The organism is Nocardia sp. NPDC004573 (genome assembly GCF_053602135.1).
Genome location: NZ_JBSGDA010000003.1, coordinates 263,175 through 279,902, shown reverse-complemented (window position 1 = coordinate 279,902; position 16,728 = coordinate 263,175). Strand labels below are relative to the sequence as shown.

At 68.7% G+C, this 16,728-nt stretch carries 13 protein-coding genes and 1 pseudogene; 7 read left to right on the top strand and 7 right to left on the bottom strand.

Annotated features, from left to right (window positions below):
- Window positions 1–23 precede the first annotated feature (23 nt).
- Window positions 24–803 carry an isoprenyl transferase gene (locus tag ACWEKR_RS06865; protein WP_452353673.1) on the bottom strand — a complete coding sequence of 260 codons (780 nt, stop codon included), beginning with the start codon at window positions 801–803 and terminating at the stop codon, window positions 24–26.
- 215 nt (window positions 804–1,018) lie between these two features.
- Between ACWEKR_RS06865 and trhA the strand changes: the two genes are divergently transcribed.
- Together trhA and ACWEKR_RS06855 are read left to right on the top strand one after the other, a co-directional pair.
- Window positions 1,019–1,702: a PAQR family membrane homeostasis protein TrhA gene (trhA, locus tag ACWEKR_RS06860; protein WP_452353804.1), complete on the top strand. Its 684-nt coding sequence runs from the start codon at window positions 1,019–1,021 to the stop codon at window positions 1,700–1,702.
- A gap of 568 nt (window positions 1,703–2,270) precedes the next feature.
- Complete coding sequence (locus ACWEKR_RS06855; protein ID WP_452353672.1) at window positions 2,271–3,899, top strand: adenylate/guanylate cyclase domain-containing protein; 1,629 nt, start codon at window positions 2,271–2,273, stop codon at window positions 3,897–3,899.
- A gap of 69 nt (window positions 3,900–3,968) precedes the next feature.
- On the opposite strand, the pseudogene ACWEKR_RS06850 reads toward ACWEKR_RS06855, so the two are convergent.
- Window positions 3,969–6,051: pseudogene (locus ACWEKR_RS06850) on the bottom strand (thioredoxin domain-containing protein).
- A 334-nt stretch (window positions 6,052–6,385) separates the two neighbouring features.
- Between ACWEKR_RS06850 and ACWEKR_RS06845 the strand changes: the two are divergent.
- Complete coding sequence (locus ACWEKR_RS06845) at window positions 6,386–6,964, top strand: hypothetical protein (protein WP_452353671.1); 579 nt, start codon at window positions 6,386–6,388, stop codon at window positions 6,962–6,964.
- Between the two features lie 20 nt (window positions 6,965–6,984).
- Window positions 6,985–7,380: a hypothetical protein gene (locus tag ACWEKR_RS06840; protein WP_452353670.1), complete on the top strand. Its 396-nt coding sequence runs from the start codon at window positions 6,985–6,987 to the stop codon at window positions 7,378–7,380.
- Between the two features lie 765 nt (window positions 7,381–8,145).
- On the opposite strand, the gene ACWEKR_RS06835 is transcribed toward ACWEKR_RS06840, so the two are convergent.
- The gene (locus tag ACWEKR_RS06835) at window positions 8,146–8,724 is read right to left on the bottom strand and encodes a TIGR03086 family metal-binding protein (RefSeq protein ID WP_195085988.1); all 579 of its coding nucleotides are present in this window, start codon (window positions 8,722–8,724) and stop codon (window positions 8,146–8,148) included.
- Between the two features lie 897 nt (window positions 8,725–9,621).
- On the opposite strand from ACWEKR_RS06835, the gene ACWEKR_RS06830 reads away from it, so the two are divergent.
- Window positions 9,622–11,226 carry a TROVE domain-containing protein gene (locus ACWEKR_RS06830; RefSeq protein ID WP_452353669.1) on the top strand — a complete coding sequence of 535 codons (1,605 nt, stop codon included), beginning with the start codon at window positions 9,622–9,624 and terminating at the stop codon, window positions 11,224–11,226.
- 46 nt (window positions 11,227–11,272) lie between these two features.
- On the opposite strand, the gene ACWEKR_RS06825 is transcribed toward ACWEKR_RS06830, so the two are convergent.
- The 3 genes from ACWEKR_RS06825 to mca all read right to left on the bottom strand — a co-directional run bounded on the left by ACWEKR_RS06825 (window position 11,273) and on the right by mca (window position 13,903).
- A complete protein-coding gene (locus ACWEKR_RS06825) occupies window positions 11,273–12,583 on the bottom strand; it encodes an FAD-binding oxidoreductase (protein ID WP_452353668.1) in 1,311 nt (436 codons plus the stop codon).
- A gap of 160 nt (window positions 12,584–12,743) precedes the next feature.
- A complete protein-coding gene (locus tag ACWEKR_RS06820) occupies window positions 12,744–13,022 on the bottom strand; it encodes a hypothetical protein (RefSeq protein ID WP_452353667.1) in 279 nt (92 codons plus the stop codon).
- Window positions 13,019–13,903, bottom strand: a complete 885-nt coding sequence (gene mca, locus ACWEKR_RS06815) for a mycothiol conjugate amidase Mca (protein ID WP_452353666.1) — start codon at window positions 13,901–13,903, stop codon at window positions 13,019–13,021. Before mca ends, ACWEKR_RS06820 begins: the two co-directional genes overlap by 4 nt.
- A gap of 102 nt (window positions 13,904–14,005) precedes the next feature.
- On the opposite strand from mca, the gene ACWEKR_RS06810 reads away from it, so the two are divergent.
- Both ACWEKR_RS06810 and greA read left to right on the top strand, forming a co-directional pair.
- Window positions 14,006–14,476 carry a DUF4307 domain-containing protein gene (locus tag ACWEKR_RS06810; protein WP_452353665.1) on the top strand — a complete coding sequence of 157 codons (471 nt, stop codon included), beginning with the start codon at window positions 14,006–14,008 and terminating at the stop codon, window positions 14,474–14,476.
- Window positions 14,477–14,773: 297 nt separating this feature from the next.
- Window positions 14,774–15,268: a transcription elongation factor GreA gene (gene greA, locus ACWEKR_RS06805; protein ID WP_040782534.1), complete on the top strand. Its 495-nt coding sequence runs from the start codon at window positions 14,774–14,776 to the stop codon at window positions 15,266–15,268.
- A gap of 97 nt (window positions 15,269–15,365) precedes the next feature.
- On the opposite strand, the gene ACWEKR_RS06800 is transcribed toward greA, so the two are convergent.
- Window positions 15,366–16,508 (bottom strand): cystathionine gamma-synthase, encoded by a 1,143-nt coding sequence (locus tag ACWEKR_RS06800; protein WP_159843104.1) that lies wholly within the window; start codon window positions 16,506–16,508, stop codon window positions 15,366–15,368.
- Window positions 16,509–16,728: the final 220 nt, after the last annotated feature.

Below are 16,728 nucleotides of genomic sequence, written 5' to 3'. Positions count from 1 at the left end.
GGATTCCACGGACCGGGATCTAATCAGACGCCGAAACGGCGATGACGCGCGGCGAAGTCGCGCAACGCGCGCAGGAAATCCACCCGGCGGAACTCCGGCCAGTACGCCTCGGTGAACCAGATCTCCGAGTATGCGCTCTGCCAGAGCAGGAACCCGGACAGTCGCTGCTCGCCGGAGGTGCGGATGACCAGATCGGGGTCCGGCTGACCGGAGGTGTAGAGGTGCTGGCCGATCGCGTTCACGGTGATCGACTGGACCAGGTCCTCGCCGGTCTCGCCCGCGGCGATCTCCTGACGGACCAGCGAGCGCACCGCGTCGGTGATCTCCTGCCTGCCGCCGTAGCCGACCGCGACGTTGACGTGCACGCCATTGCAGCCGTCGGTGCGTTCGGCCGCGGTGCGCAGCCGTTTGGCGATCAGCTCGGGAAAGCCGTCGAGCGAGCCGACGATGCGCACGCTCCAGTTCTGCTCCGGCGCCGACAACTCTTCGACCACGTCGGTGATCACTTCGAACAGGGTTTCCAGTTCGTCCGGATCGCGCTGGAGGTTCTCGGTGGACAGCAGGTAGACGGTCACCATCTCGATGCCCTCGGCCTCGCACCAGCCGACCAGCTCGGCGATCTTCAGCGCGCCCACCCGGTGGCCGTGGCTGACGTCGGTGAAACCGTTCTCCCGCGCCCACCGGCGATTGCCGTCACACATCACGGCGACATGCCGGGGATGTTGCTTGCCCGCCAGCTGCCTGGACAGGCGGGCCTCGTAGATGCGATACGGCAGACCCCGCACCTGACTCGGAAGTTCCACGCGGGCAACCCTACGCCTCGGGGACACGATCTCGGCATCGACCGCGATACGCCGGTACAGTAGCCGGGAGCACGCAAGTTACGGTTGCGTAGGTTACTGACGGGTTCAGTCGCTCGGTCCCGACCCGCCCGTTCCCGGGCCGCGAGGTGACCGCCCGGCTGCCCATCGAGGAGGTACTCGTGTCCGAATCGGTCGGCACCGCCGACGCGGGAGCGGTGGCACCGGTCCCCCGCTCGGCGGGCGAAGCGCTCGCGGAGGCGCTGGTCAAGCCGCGCATGCGGGGCTGGATTCACACCTGGGCCGTCGGTGTCGCGGCGATCGCGGCCATCGTGCTGATCGCCACCGCCGCCACGGTCTCGACAACCGCGGGATGGTCGACGCTGATCTACGGGATCACCGTGTGCGGATTGTTCGGCGTCAGCGCGGTCTACCACCGGGTGACCTGGCCCACCGCGCGCGCCCGCATCCGGATGAAGCGAGCGGACCACTCGATGATCTTCCTGTTCATCGCGGGCAGCTATACCCCGTTCGCCCTGCTCGGCCTCCCCGGAAGCACCGGGCAGACGCTGCTGGCGGTGGTCTGGGCGGGCGCGCTGGCCGGAGTGGCGCTCAAGTTGCTGTGGCCCGGCGCCCCCCGCTGGGTCGGTGTTCCGCTGTATCTGCTGCTGGGCTGGGCGATCGTGCCGGTGGCCGGGCAGCTCAACGGCCAGATCGGCATCGCGCCGCTGATCCTGCTGCTGATCGGAGGCCTTTTCTACAGCGGGGGCGCGATTCTCTACGCCACCAAATGGCCGAATCCGTGGCCGACCGTCTTCGGTCACCACGAGTTCTTCCACGCGGCCACGGTGCTCGCGGCACTGACTCACTACGCGGCCGTCTGGCTCGTCGTCTTGCGCTGAGCGCATAGAGTCGACAGGGAGGTCGGACGAGAGGGGCGGCGCAGGCAATGGAACAGCGTGCGTCCGAGAGCCGCGCGGCGATGCGGCGCCGAGCGCGCCGGTACGCGCGCGGGCCCGAGTTCTGCCGGGCGGTGCTCGCCGGACTCGTCTCCTCGGCGGTACGCGGCCCGACCTCCCTGGCGCGGTCCCCGGCCCGCCGACGACTGGATGCGCCCCGACGGGAGCGGACTGATGCCGGTGAATGCGAGCTTCGGTACCCGCCCGTCCATCCCATCGCCTGCACACGGCCGGATGGCGAGCGCCCCACGGCGCTCCGGAACGGCCGGTCGCCGCGCATGCCCGGCGAGCTCACCGGGAAACCGCCTGTACCGCTCGTCATGGCTCTAAGCTGCTCGTTCGTGTTCCTCCTCGCCGCCGCGCACGGCATCGCCGTGCCGCACCCCGGACGTGGGCGCGGCCACGAGAGAAGCCGCGAGCTCGCTCGGTCAGGCGTAGGAATCCCGGCCGAGCCGACCGCATCGGAGTCGGCGGCCACCGACCATCGCCGGCCATCGCGATCGCGACTCCGATGATCTCGAAGTTCGTCGTCTGGGCGCTCAAAGCGCGAGGTGGGTTGGCCGTCTTGGTCACTACGGCGAACCTCAGCGGTCTCGCGGTGATCGTCACCCAGCTGTGGCTCAACGGATTCCTGGGCAGGCTGGGCCCGGATTGGCCACGGGCGCTGGCCTTCGTCGGCATCTATCCGGCGGTCGGGTTCCTGGCCGGCATCGTGCTGGCGGTGCGCGACCGGAAGCTGTACTTCGGCTGGCTCGACGCCGCACGCAAGCCCACCGAGGTGGAGGCGCGACGCCTGCTGCACCTGCCCGTCGCGATCAGCATGCGCGCGCTGGCGCTGTGGATTCCCGGCGTGATCGTGGCGACCGTAGTCTTCGCGCGGCTGAGCCCGGACAACGACCCCGGTGTGACGGCGTCGCTGTTCACGATCGGCGCTTTCGAGTCGGCGGCGGTCACCTTTCTGATCGTGGACCGGCTGATCCGGCCGACCATCCCGGTGGTCGCCGGGGTGCTCGGATGGACCATGCACTGGAGTTCCTCGGTGCTGGTCCGGGTCGTGCTGACCTGGGCGGTCGCGGCGGCGCTTCCGCTGCTCATGCTGATCGTCGTGCTGGCCGACCCGGCGGCGGCCCCGCCCGACCGGGTCCGCACCGCCATCTACCTGTCCGCGGTCGGCATCGGCGTCGGCGCGCTGGCCACCGCGTTCCTCGCCCGCGCGGTCGCCGCGCCGATGCGCACCCTGCGTCACGCGCTGGACCGGATCGCGCGAGGCGACCTCGGCGCCCGGGTGCCGATCGGCAGTACCAGTGAGATCGGCAGGCTGGAGCATTCGGTCAACGAGCTGGCGGCGAATCTGCGCGAGCGGGAGCGGATGCGCGAGGTGTTCGGCAGGCATGTCGGCATGGAGGTGGCCGAGCGCGCGCTCGCCCGTAGCGCGGATCTCACCGGTGACGTGCGCGAGGTTTCGGCCCTGTTCGTCGACGTGACCGGGTCGGTGGAACTGTCCACCGGGCTGCCGCCGCAGGAGTTCGTGGCCAAACTCAACCGATTGCTCGCCACCGTCGTCGCGGCGACCGAGGAGAACAACGGCTTGGTCAACAAGTTCGAGGGCGACGCGGCGCTGTGCGTCTTCGGCGCGCCGATCGCGCTGGCCGACAACGCCACCCCGGCCCTGCGGGCGGCGCGCCGCATCCGGGACGAGGTGATCGCCACCGGGGAGCTCGACATCGGCATCGGCGTCGCACGCGGACCGGTCTTCGCAGGCGACGTCGGATCCGACACCCGGCTCGAGTTCACGGTGATCGGCGACGCCGTCAACGAGGCCGCGCGGCTCACCACGGCGGCCAAGGAGGTACCGCGGCGGATCCTGGTGAGCCAAGCCGTGATCGAGGCTTGTGCGGAACACGAGCGCGCCAAATGGACCTGCTACGACACCATCGTGCTGCGCGGCATGAAGGAGCCGACGGTCTGCTGGACCGACATCGACACCTCCGGGACCCAGCCCGAATCCATCGACACCGGCACCGACCAGCCCGACCTTCCGGCGGACACCAACCCGGTCATCGAAATACACACCGCCGAACCCCCGGCCGAGGGAACCATGACGCCGGATGCCGAAGTCGACGCCCCGCCTCGGCGCTAGGCCCCCTGTCGCAAACCGAAAGTCACGGTGCCGCCATCCGGCGGGAAGAACTCGGGTATCGGTGGTCGGCTAGTTCCGTTGCAGTGCCGCCCGGAGCTGGTCCGGGGTGGAGACCGGAAGGTCGCAGACAGAGCCGCGGCAGACGTAGGCGGCGGCTGCGTCGCGAACAAGGGGCCGGTCGGCCAGCAGGGGGACGGTGTTCGGGGCGGCGGCGAGGACGACCGAACCACCCGGCGCGGCCGCCCGAGCCGCGGCGAGCAATTCGGTCGGGTGTGCGGTCGGCTCGGTGGTGGCGATGGCGACCTGCAGCGGACCGCGGAGCGCCGCCTCGGCGACAGCGAGCCACTGCCCCGCCGAACGAGGCGCACGGGCCAGCACGATCGCGCCGCGCTCGAGGGTGCGATCGGCGAGTTCGCGGTAGCGGACGGCCCGGGTTGGGTCGCTCGCGGCCGCGGCGGTGAGCAGCGCTTCGGCCAGGGCGGAGGCGCCCGCGGGTGTGGCGCCGTCGATCGGGTCGCGGGGACGCGTAACGAGGGTTTCGGCGTCGTCGGCGGTGTCGAACCAGCCGCCCGGCTGGTCCGGGTCGGCGAAGTGCTCGATCGCGATGTCAAGCAAGCGTTGCGCGTGTTCCAGCCAGCCCAGTTCCCCGGTGGCCTGGTGCAGCGCGAGCAGCCCGGTGACCAGCCAGGCGTGGTCCTCCAGGATGCCGGGCGCTGCACCGGCGACGCCGCCGAGCGAGGCGCGTCGCAACCGCCCGTCCACGACGTGCTCGGTCAGCAGGAAGCGTGCGCACCGGACGGCGGCGGCGGTCCACTCCGGCGCGTCCAGCGCCGCCGCGGCCTCGGCGAGCGCGGTGATCGCCATGCCGTTCCAAGCGGTCACCACTTTGTCGTCCCGGTCCGGCTGTGGGCGGCGGTCGCGCGCGGCGATCAACGCCGCGCGGACACGGTCCAAACGCGCGGCGTCCTCCGCCGTGACGGGTTCGGTGTACCTGGTCAGCACCGAGGTGCCCTGTTCGAAGTTCCCCGCGGTGGAGACGCCGAAGAATTCGGCCGCCCACGCCCCCTCGATCGGACCGAGCGCACCGGCCAGTTCGGCGGGCGTCCACACGTACGTCGCGCCTTCGACGCCGGGCTTGCCGGGCTCCAAGTGCGTGTCTGCGTCCAGCGCCGAGGCGAAGCCGCCCTCCACGGTGCCCAGGTCGTCGAGCAGGAATCGCACGACCTCCCGGGTGACCCGGTGCGACAACGACTCGGGAAGCACCGACGTGCTGCGCCGGGCCAAGTGGGCATAAGCGCGCAGCAGCTGCGCGTTGTCGTAGAGCATCTTCTCGAAATGCGGCACCAGCCACGCGGCGTCGACCGAATATCGCGCGAATCCGCCGCGCAGCTGGTCGTAGATGCCGCCGCGCGCCATCGCCTCCGCGGTGCGGGCCACCACCTCGAACACCGCCGGGTCACCGGTCCGCTCCCAGTGCCGCAGCAGGCCCTCCAGCAGTGCCGACGGCGGGAACTTCGGGGCGCCGCCGAAGCCGCCGTGCTCGGCGTCCTCGTCACGCAGCACGGCGGTGACGGCGTGGGCGAGCAACTCCGGGCTGATCGTCAGGTCCGCGTCGGGCAGTCCGCCTGCCTGGTCCCGCAGCGCCGCCGCCACCTGCGCGGATGCCTGATTCACCTCGTCCCGCCGGGTGCGCCAGGTCTCGGTGACCGCGGTGAGCAGCTGGGTGAACGACGGCATGCCGCCGCGCGGCAGTTTCGGGTAGTAGGTGCCGCAGTAGAACGGTTCGCCGTCGGGTGTCAAAAAGCAAGTCATCGGCCACCCGCCCTGCCCCGTCATGGCGACCGTGGCGTTCATGTAGACGGCGTCCAGGTCCGGTCGCTCCTCCCGATCGACCTTCACGCAGACGAAGTTGTCGTTCATCTGCTGGGCCGTCGCCGGGTCCTCGAACGACTCGTGCGCCATCACATGACACCAAATGAGTTGTTGAGCGCCGTAGCTACCAATGGCAAGACGCATACCCAACTGATAACAGTATGGGCACGTCTCGCCTGGTAGCTTCAGCACTCGCCTCCTTCCCCCACTGCCACCAATCAACTGGATTGGTGGCGTGCTGTCGCAGATACGGCGACGTCGCACTGCCCAATCGGTTCATGCGCCCCATCTTACGACCCGCCCGTCCAAGATTTGGGCATCGACCTGTTGAGCAGACGGTGATCCTGCGCGCAGATGAAGGTTAACCAGAAAGTAGCCATTCGAAGCTCGAGAACGTTCGAGATCAATGGAACCGATCCCGACCCTGCGGCGTCAAACCTTATAGAACGCAACAGATCCCAGAGAGATCGCGCGAAATTCGGGCCACACTCCGGGTAGTCGAGGTGTTCCCCGGAAGGCCGGTGCCGGGGGGAGCTCACCACTCCGCTGGCACCAATTACTGCACGAAACCTGCAGTTATTCAACAGGAACAACCCGAAAGATAGAGACTCGCTATGAACCGCTTCCGTAAGGCTGTCGCTGCAGATCCGATTGCATCGCTGCCCGCCGAAACCCGGCGACAGGGCCGGGGCAAATTCCATACAGGAAGAGAAACCTACAAAGCGCCGGAAACCGCACTTTCCGGAAAATCACCCCACACGGCTTATAAACGATGGCTGATTGTGCTGACACTGGTGGTCGGGTTTGCTGCGGGAGAAGCGGCTTCCGCAGCGAGTGCGGCGGCAGCCCCGCCGCCGTGCACCGACTTTCAGTTGGTAACCAGCTGGGGTACGGTTAAATCCGAGGTCAGGCCCTATCAGGGCGATCCAATTGGCTACTACACTTGGTGGTGGTTCATCAACGACCTCAGCCATAGGCCAGGAAAGTACGACTGGCAAATGTTCGTCAACGGTAAACCCGTTACGGCCACACAATCCGCAGACAAGGATGACATGCTCCATTTCGGGCAGCCGCGCTATTCTAGTGGAAAATATCTCTGGAAAAGCGGAGACGTCATTCATGTTGACGCACTTCACAAGACGCAGGATTCAAAAATCTACATCACGCCACTGAACCAGTGCACCGTGCCCTGACAGTATGACAGAATTAGATCGTGGACATCGAAGAAGCAATCAGAGGCGCGCGCCTGCTTGCAGCCGACATCGAGAATTCCCTCGGAATTCGGGCGCGGGTCGAAACCGAGTACCCCGCCGACTGGCAGGAGTTCCACGTGGAGATCGAACGGCCGGCACCGACCGCGTGGGTGAGTCTCGCGGTACCAGACGCGGGCACCTCGGCCGCTCTGGATCCAGGCGAATCGGAAAGTACCTCTGCGGAGGGTTTCGCTATGGAGCTGGCGCGAATTCTGCAAGATGACATACAAATTCATCTGAAAGAACCGTGGCCCAGAGATCACACCAGGACCGGCTCATCCCTTGAACCATCCGAGACAGGTTGGCGGAGCAAGGGACAACAGAGCTACACCGTTCCCTACGGGCAGCTGAAATGATGATGGTCCGAGGTATTCGGTTGCCCGTCGGCACTTCAACTGTCAGCTGCACCGGCCTCGGACGATCCCGGAACCTACGCACCGTCAGTCTCGAGGGCTGACGGTGCGTGCAGGACCGACACTGCCACCAGTGACAGGACGCTTACCCGACCGAGAGCAGAATCGGCACGTCCGGGGCGTCCGCCTCCGCGAGCGCGTCGGCATCCCACCACCGGCACCGTCGGCGAACTACTCGGCCGCCCCGCCTTCGATTTCACCGCCTGGGCCGCCGAACACGCCGCCGCATTCACGCGCTGACAGTCCGGTCATGTCCCTCCCCAGCATCCACGCCCGCTGGGCCGACGCGGAAGGAGGGTTCGCCACCGAGGGTCCAAAATGATTGGCGGCCTTTCGATCAACCGGCTACAGTCCTATCCGCGTCCGGTGCGTAGGAAACGGTTACTTCTATTTCAGTGGATGGGTTGCGGGTTCGAATCCCGTCCGGGTTGCGAGCGATCCGGTAGCTCAATCGGCAGAGCTATCCAAAGGCAGGGCCTTCGGGCCCGTTGGGCTCGATTCGTCGAGCCGGTATTCCGTCGCCGCCCTGATCTCGGACGCCCCTCGTGCCGGGTGGGAGCGTCGACACCTGTTCGGCCGCTCCCACCCGGGTAGGCGGATCGTCGATTTCCGGGCTGCGCGTTTCCCAATGCGGCGTTCGACGAAATTCCCGGCAGCAGGGCGGATTACGTTGTCTCACCCCGCGCCGCTTTCGGCTCGTTCCGCCGACTATGCCGTCCGGGCCAGCACTTCGCGTCCCACATAGGCCAGCAACCGGCGGTGTGCCGGTTCGTCGTCGGCGACGGCGATCTCGGGCCCGAAAATTCCGGGCGTGCGGAAAGAATCGATGCCGCCCATGGCTTGCATGGTGGCGAGCAGTTCGCCACACAGTTGGTCGTCGGCCAGATCCGGCCGATCGATGGCCACCGCGATGTCGACACCGTGCACGAGAACCTCGGTGAGATGGACCAGCGCCGCCGCGGGGCCGGGCAGGTCCCCGAGCGAGATACCCACCGTGCCGTCGAGCGCGTCGGGCCGATGCCAGGCGGCGCGGTCGACCTCCGCCGCCGCGGCGTAGGCGCCCTGCGGATCACCGCCGAGCCAGTCGGACTCGTGTTCGGCGCCCGCGTCCGTGCCGCTCAGGGCCGCCGCGAAGATGTGCATCCCACCCACGGTGTGGTTGAGCACGGTGCGGACATCCCAATCCCGGCACGGCGTGGGCGCTGCCAGACCCGCTCCCCCCACGGCGGCGACGATCGCTCCGGTCGCATCGAGTGCACGGTCGATCTGTCCGATCACGTTGTCCATGAGCATCCTCCGGTCGAGCGGTTTGGCTGAATTGGTAACACAGGACACCGACCAGCGCGCGGCAATGCGAACTCCGCCTTGCGCCGAAATAGTTGCCGGCGGTGTGCTTCTGGTGACGGCGGCGGGAAAAGGAGATGCGCGGGATCGGACGGTCCCGCTATCCTCGGTGCAGCACCCGGTGCGCAGGCAACGGATACTTCCACTTCTAATGGACAGGTTGCGGGTTCGAGTCCCGCCCGGACCCCCACGGTCCGGTAGCTCAACGGTAGAGCGGTACGTTCCGTGGCCGATTTCGATCTCGGGTGCGCTACAACGCGACTCACGCACGCGCGAACCGCCCGGTGCGCGAACCACGGTTACTTCGGACCCGAAAGATCCGGTTCGATTCCGGACCGCCCTTCGGCGGTGGTGTAACGGCGAGCACGGAGGGCATTGTCCGTGGTCCAGCTATGATCTCGGGCCGGTTCACACGCACGACGTCGCGGCGCGTCCGGTGCGCAGGCAACGGTTACTTCGGGTTCGATTCCTGCCGAATCCATTCGGTCGCTCGATACGGCGAGCAGGCCGTCGCCGCATTTTCTCGGACGCCCGCGAAAATAAGGTGCGGCGCGGGGATTCGTCTCGCTACAGTTTCGGAGCACCCGGATGAAACCGGATGCGCCACAATCCCATCGCACCTCCCGGTGCGAAGTCGACGGCTACTTCTCCACCACAAACCCCGGGGAATCGCCGTCGACGAACAACCATCTCGGGGGGCATCGCGCGCACCGGCCCGGTGCGCCTCCACGGCGACTTCCACACCCAGGCAGACCGTGCCTGCGTTGAACGGTGCGCCGCGGAGGATTCCTCTCGGGCTGCGGCGTCCGCGCTTGTCCCCGTGCACAACTGGGGGAATCCATGAGCAAGTTCAACCTCGCGCGCCCCGGCGCGACTTCACCGGTCACCAGCGAGACCCGTCCGACCGGCCACACCTTCGAAGGCGGCCCGGGATACGAGCGCACGCCGCAGAGCGAGCTGTTCCTGCTGGCCGTCACGAACATGGTCGGCGAGCACACCTTCTACGAGTCCGCCGGTCAGCGCGACGACCGCTACGCCGCGCTGGTGCGCCGGACGACGCTGGCCGACCCGGAGTGGACCGCCCGCTTCCTGCGCTGGCTGCGCACCGAGGCGAACATGCGCAGTGCCGCGCTCGTCGGCGCGGCCGAGTTCGCCAAGGCGCGGCTGGAGGCGGACGCGCCGGGAATGTCGCGGCAGGTGATCGACTCGGTGCTGCAGCGCGCCGACGAGCCGGGGGAACTGCTCGCGTACTGGACCTCGGTGCACGGGCGTGCGGTGCCCAAGCCGGTCAAGCGCGGCATCGCCGACGCCGTGCGCCGTCTGTACGACGAGCGCGCTGTGCTCAAGTGGGACAGCACCGCGCGCGCATTCCGCTTCGCCGACGTGCTGCAGCTCACCCATCCCGCCCCCGCGGCCGAAAAGCCCTGGCAGGGCGCACTGTTCGCACACGCGCTGGATCGGCGATACGGACGCGAGACCGACCTGCCCGCCACCTTGGCGGTGCTGCGTGCCCGTGTGGAGCTGATGGCACGTCCGCTCGAGCACCGCCGCGCGCTGTTCGACAACCCCGAGCGAGCCCGTGCCACGCTGCGCGCGGCGGGCATGACCTGGGAGGCGGTCGCAGGCTGGCTGCAGGGTCCGATGGACGCGCCGGTCTGGGAGGCGTTGATCCCGACCATGGGCTACATGGCCAAGCTGCGTAACCTGCGCAACTTCGACCAGGCCGGGGTGAGCGACGCCGTGGCCGCGCAGGTGGCCGCCGAGCTCGCCGACCCGCACCAGGTGGCGCGCTCGCGGCAGCTGCCGATGCGGTTCCTGTCGGCGTACCGGGCCGCGCCGTCGCTGCGCTGGGGTCACGCGCTCGAGCAGGCGCTCGGTCATTCGCTCGCGGCCGTGCCCGCGCTGCCCGGGCGCACGCTGGTGCTGGTGGACACCTCGGGCTCGATGCAGGCCGGGTTCGCCAAGGACGGCTCGCTGGCGCGCTGGGACGCCGCGGCACTGTTCGGCCTCGCGCTCGCCCGGCGCTGCGCGCAGGCGGACGTCGTGTCGTACTCCAGCCCCGGCGGCAGCTGGAAGGGCCAGACTCGGCCCGCCAGCCTGGTCTTTCCGCAGCGGCGCGCCGAGCCGGTGCTCGCGGCGGTGCGGCGGTGGCGCGAGGAGGGTTACTTCCTCGGCTGGGGCACCGACACGGCGGGCGCGGTGCGTGCGCACTACGCGGGTCACGACCGGGTCGTCATCCTGACCGACGAGCAGGCGCACGACGGCGACGTCGGCCGGGCGCTGCCCGGCCGGGTGCCGCTCTACACCTGGAACCTGGCGGGATACCGCTACGGACACGCCCCCGGCGGCGCACCGTACCGGCACACCTTCGGCGGCCTGACCGACGCCGCGTTCCGGATGATCCCGCTGCTGGAGGCGGGCCGCGACGCCGACTGGCCCTTCTGACCGCCGGCGGGCCGAGACCACTGGCTGCTCTCGGCCCGCCGCCGGCCTACCCCAGCACCGGATAGTTGGCCCGGATGACACCGTGCGGGTCCCGGGCGCGCTTGATCGCGCGCAGCCGGGTCAGCGTCGCGGTATCGAAAGCCGCGGAAGCGTCTTCACCGGGTGTGAGGAAGGTGTACGGCTTGCCGCCGCTGATCTGCGCGCTCAACGCGTCGACGATGGCGGTGCGCCGCGCGTGGACCGCGTCGGCGAGGTGCGGCAAGCCGAGCCCCAGGCAGTAGAGCAGGTACGGCTGCGCGATCGGGCCCCGGGCGCCCCCGTCCGGCTTGGTCTCGGCCAGCGCGCCGCCCAGGTGGCGGATCTGCACGTTCGCCAGCGGCGCGACCGGTTCGTCGATCAGCGTCTTGACCACGGCGTCGCCGAGTTCGGTCAGCTGCTCGGTGCGCGAAAGCGACGGGCTCGGCGTCGTGGGTTCGCCGGTGACGGCGCCGATGTCGGCGGGCCCGAAAACACCGCGCTTGTCGAGGATCGGCGCACCGATGGCCTCCAGCCGCGCGAGCAGCGCGCGCCCTCGATCCGGGTCGCCGAGGTAGACGGCGTCGATGCCGACCATCGGCGGCGCGTCCGGGATCTGCAGGCGCTGGAACCATACGCTCAGTTCGTCGGGCGCATCGGCGGTGATCTCCTGGAAGACGTCGAACACCGCACGGATCCGGGTTTCCGGCCACAGCATGCGGCCGCCGAACAATTCCGGCGCGGGGAACAGATCGAACTCCAGCGCCGTCACCACGGCGAAATCGCCACCGCCGCCGCGCAGCGCCCAGAACAGATCCGGATCGTCCCCGGCCGTGACCCTGCGGCGGGCGCCGGCGGCGTCGACGACCTCGAACGCGCGCACCGCGTCGCCTGCCCAGCCGTGCTTACGGCCGAACCAGCTCATGCCACCGCCGAGGGTGTATCCGGCCACGCCGACGACCGGGTTGCTGCCCGCCAAGCCCGTCAACCCGTGCCGGGCAGCGGCGGCCTGCACCCGGCCCCACGCCACACCGGCGCCGACGCGCGCCACTCGGCGCTCGGGGTCGATCTCGATGCCGTCCAATCGGCCGGTGCGGAGCAGAATCGCGTCCGGCACCCCGCCGGAGGCGCCGTGCCCGGTCGGCTGGGTGACCACCGGTACGCCTGCGCCACCCGCGTACCGCACCACGGTCGCGACGTCGGCCGCATCATTGGCGTGCACCAGTGCGGCCACCGGCTGCGCGACTGTCGTCGTCCACGGCCGGGCCGCATCGTCGAATCCATCGTCACCGGCCACCAGCACACGGCCGGGCAGCGCAGCGCGCAGTTCGTCGAATGTCATCGCTCTTTCCTGACTGTCAGCGGTCGATAGGAGACGCGAGCAACGAGTCCGGGGCGGCTGTCCGGAAGGACGAGCCGTGGTTCGTGCCGCGACTACCGCTTTGACGAAAGAGCGGGCGAAAAGGTAACAAAAAGCAGGTCAGAAATGCTTTCTCGCCCCGTCAGCCGGATTCGGCGCGCCCTTCGGGGTCGGCGCCTTTCGGCTCCTCGGCCCGGCTCGTGATGCCGTGCTCGGTCCCTTCGTCGGCTTCCTGGTCCGGCTCCGGATGTTCGGGCTCGAAGGTCGCGGGCAGCCCCTTGATGTGCCGGTTCATCGATCGAATCAGCAGGAACGTGCCCGCCAGCAGGAGCAGGACGATGACCAGACCGAGCGGCGACGCCTTGCCGAACTCGGGCCCGGTCGGCGTGCCGGGCGTCTGGGCGAGCAGGACCAGCGTCACGACCGCTCGTCCTCGATACCCGCGAACAGGTCGGTTTCCGGCAGCTCCGTGCGCACCCGGGTCTTGGCCAGCTCGAACTCCTCGGTCGGCCACAACCGCTGCTGCATCTCCATCGGAATGGCGAAGAACGCGCCGTTCGGGTCGATCTGCGTCGCGTGGGCGCGCAAGGCGTCGTCGCGCTGCGGGAAGTACTTGGCGCAGTCGATCTGGGTGGTGATCCGGGCGAACGTGTCACCCCGCTCGGCGGCGTACTTGCGCATCCGGTCCAGCCATTCCTGCAGCGGGAACGGTTCACCGAGACGCTCGTACTCCGCGGCGAAGATCTCCATCCGCTTCATGCTGAAGCCGTGGTCGTAATACAGCTTGAGCGGCGTCCACGGCTCGCCCGCGTCCGGGAAACGCTCGGGATCGCCCGCCGCCTCGAACGCCGCCATCGACACCTCATGGCAGCGGATGTGGTCGGGGTGCGGGTAGCCGCCGGTCTCGTCGTAAGTGGTCATCACGTGCGGCTTGAACTCGCGCACCACGCGGACCAGGGCCTCGGTCGCCTCCTCCAGCGGCACCAGCGCGAAGCTGCCCTCCGGCAGCGGCGGCAGCGGGTCGCCCTCCGGCAGTCCCGAGTCGACGAAACCGAGCCAGTGCTGGCGCACGCCGAGCGCGCGGGCCGCGGCGGCCATCTCCTCGCGGCGGATCTCGTGGATGCGCTCCAGGACGCCGGGGGTGTCCATGGCCGGGTTCAGGATGCTTCCGCGCTCTCCGCCGGTCAGCGTCACGACGAGGACGTCGTGTCCTTCGTCGGCGTAACGGGCGGTCGTCGCGGCACCCTTGCTGGATTCGTCGTCTGGGTGGGCGTGCACCGCCATGAGGCGAAGGCCACTCACGTCTCGTTCTCCGTCGCTCTCGGTCGCGGGTGTCGGGGCTTCGTTACCTATAGTTCCATTCGACCCACATTTGTTCCGACGTACCCCCCGGGAGCGACCACCATGAGCCAGCCCGCGCCGGAGAGCGGCGGCGACGCCGGAGCCGCGGCGACGCCCCCGAGCGGTCCCCTGGCCGACCGGTACGGCACGCGGCCACGTAAGCCGCACCGCTGGGTCGTGCCGGTGCTCGGTGTGCTGGTGGTGCTCGCCGGGCTCGGCGTGGCCTACCTCGGGTATCAGAAGTACGGCCCGGAGGACATCGAGGCCGAGCAGCTCGGCTACGTCGTCGTCGACGACTCGACCATGACGATCCGGCTCAAGGTGACCCGGGCCGACCCGGAGCGGCCCGTGGTGTGTTTCGTCCGCGCGATGGCGCGCGACGGTTCCGAACTCGGTCGGCGCGAGGTGCTCATCGAACCGTCGAGCAGCGGGACGGTCGAACTGACCACCGTCGTGCGCTCGTCCGCGCGGCCCGCGTCGGGCAGTGTGTACGCGTGCAGCGATCGGGTACCCGGCTACCTACGGGTTGGCTGATTTCCGCGCATCCACCGGCGACCTGCCCAGGAAATCAACTCCGACCAGCACATTTGTGAATCATGCTAAAATGGCGTGATACACGGTTCCGGGGCTCGGAGCCGTGTTTGCTGCATTGGCGGCCAGCGCTGACGGTTCGGGCTTGCGAGCTTGCCCGCGACCAGGGCCTGTCGGGGTTCGATGAACTTCCCAGGATCGCTCTAGCCGTCGACTGGTGCGTGCCCGCTTCCGGGTGGGCGCACGCCGGTGCTCAGGGAATCCCGGCCTGCCGGGAACAACTACTAGGGAGTGATCGAGATGACTGAGACGCAAGTGACCTGGCTGACCCCGGAGTCGCACGACAGGCTCAAGAGCGAACTCGACGCGCTCATCGCCAACCGTCCGGTCATCGCCGCCGAGATCAACGAACGCCGGGAAGAGGGCGACCTCAAGGAGAACGGCGGATACCACGCCGCCCGCGAGGAGCAGGGTCAGCAGGAGGCGCGCATTCGCCAACTGCAGGAGCTGCTGAACAACGCCAAGGTCGGCGTCGCACCGACCAAGTCCGGCGTCGCGCTTCCCGGGTCGGTCGTCAAGGTCTACTACGACGGCGACGAGACGGACACCGAAACCTTCCTGATCGCCACCCGGGAGGAGGGCCTCCGCGATTCGAAGCTGGAGACCTACTCGCCGAACTCCCCGCTCGGTGGCGCGCTCATCGACGCCAAGGTGGGCGAGACCAGGGAATACACGCTGCCCAACGGCAACACGATGAAGGTCACCCTGATCAGCGCCGAGCCCTACCACAGCTGATGCTCCGGGCCGCGCCGCCAGGGCCGGCCGACACCCCCGCGGACACGAGCGGCCGCGCCCGATCATCGGGTGCGGCCGCTTCCTCATGTCCGTGAACCTAGCTCAACGCCTGCTCGATGTCCGCGAGCAGGTCGCTGACATCCTCGATCCCGACCGACAGCCGCACCAGATCCGCGGGCACCTCCAGCTCGGATCCCTCGGTGGAGGCGTGCGTCATCGCGGCTGGATGCTCGATCAGCGACTCGATACCGCCCAGGGATTCGGCGAGGGTGAACACCTCGGTCCGCGCACAGAACTTGCGCGCCGCCTCCACGTCGCCGCCCAGGCGCACCGAGATCATCCCGCCGAAACGCCGCATCTGCTCGGCCGCGACCGCATGGCCCGGGTGCTCCGGCAGGCCGGGGTAGATCACCTGGGAGATCGAGGGGTGCCCGGACAGGAACTCCGCGACGGTCTCGGCGTTGTCGCAGTGCCGGTCCATCCGCAGGGCCAGGGTCTTGATGCCACGCAGCGTGAGGAACGCGTCGAACGGACCCGGCACCGCGCCCGCACCGTTCTGCAGGAACGCGAACGCCGCGTCGAGTTCCGGATCGTTGGTGATCAGCGCGCCGCCGATGACGTCGGAGTGGCCGCCGAGGTACTTGGTGGTGGAGTGCACCACGATGTCCGCGCCGAGCCGCAGAGGCTGCTGCAGGTAGGGAGTCGCGAAGGTGTTGTCCACGACGAGCTTCGCACCCGCCGCGTGCGCGACGTCGGCCAGCGCCGGGATATCGCCGATGCTCAGCAACGGGTTGGTCGGGGTCTCGATCCAGACCAGCTTGGTGTTCGGCCGGATCGCGGCGCGCATCTCGTCCACGTTGAACACGTGCGCGGGCGAATGCTCGATACCCCACTGACTGAAGACCTTGTCGATCAGCCGGAAGGTGCCGCCGTAGGCGTCGTCGGGGATCACGATGTGATCGCCCGGTCGCAGCGTGGCGCGCAACGCACAGTCGGTCGCGGCCATGCCGGACGCGAACGCCCGGCCGTAGCGGCCCGATTCCAGCGCGGCGAGGTTCGCCTCCAGGACCGACCGCGTCGGGTTGCCGGTGCGCGCGTACTCGAAACCGCCGCGCAACCCGCCCACGCCGTCCTGGGCGAACGTCGAACTCGCGTAGATGGGCACATTCACCGCGCCGGTCTGCGGATCGGGTTCATACCCGGCGTGCACGGCCCGTGTGGAGAATCCCAGCTCGCTCATGAGGGCCAGCCTAATCGGGGCGATTCCTGGGCAACTTCCCGGTGCGGGCAGATCGCGGCGGCGCGCGCAGGGGAATCGGGCAAATCGACACAACCGAGTCGGCACGGCGGGATCCCGGCTCCCGATTCGATGGATTTACGCGCAGTTCGTGCCTCCGCCGGAAATCATGCGCTCGCACCTCCTGCGTGAGTTCGGTCTCAGCCGAACCGGCCCCTCTAGG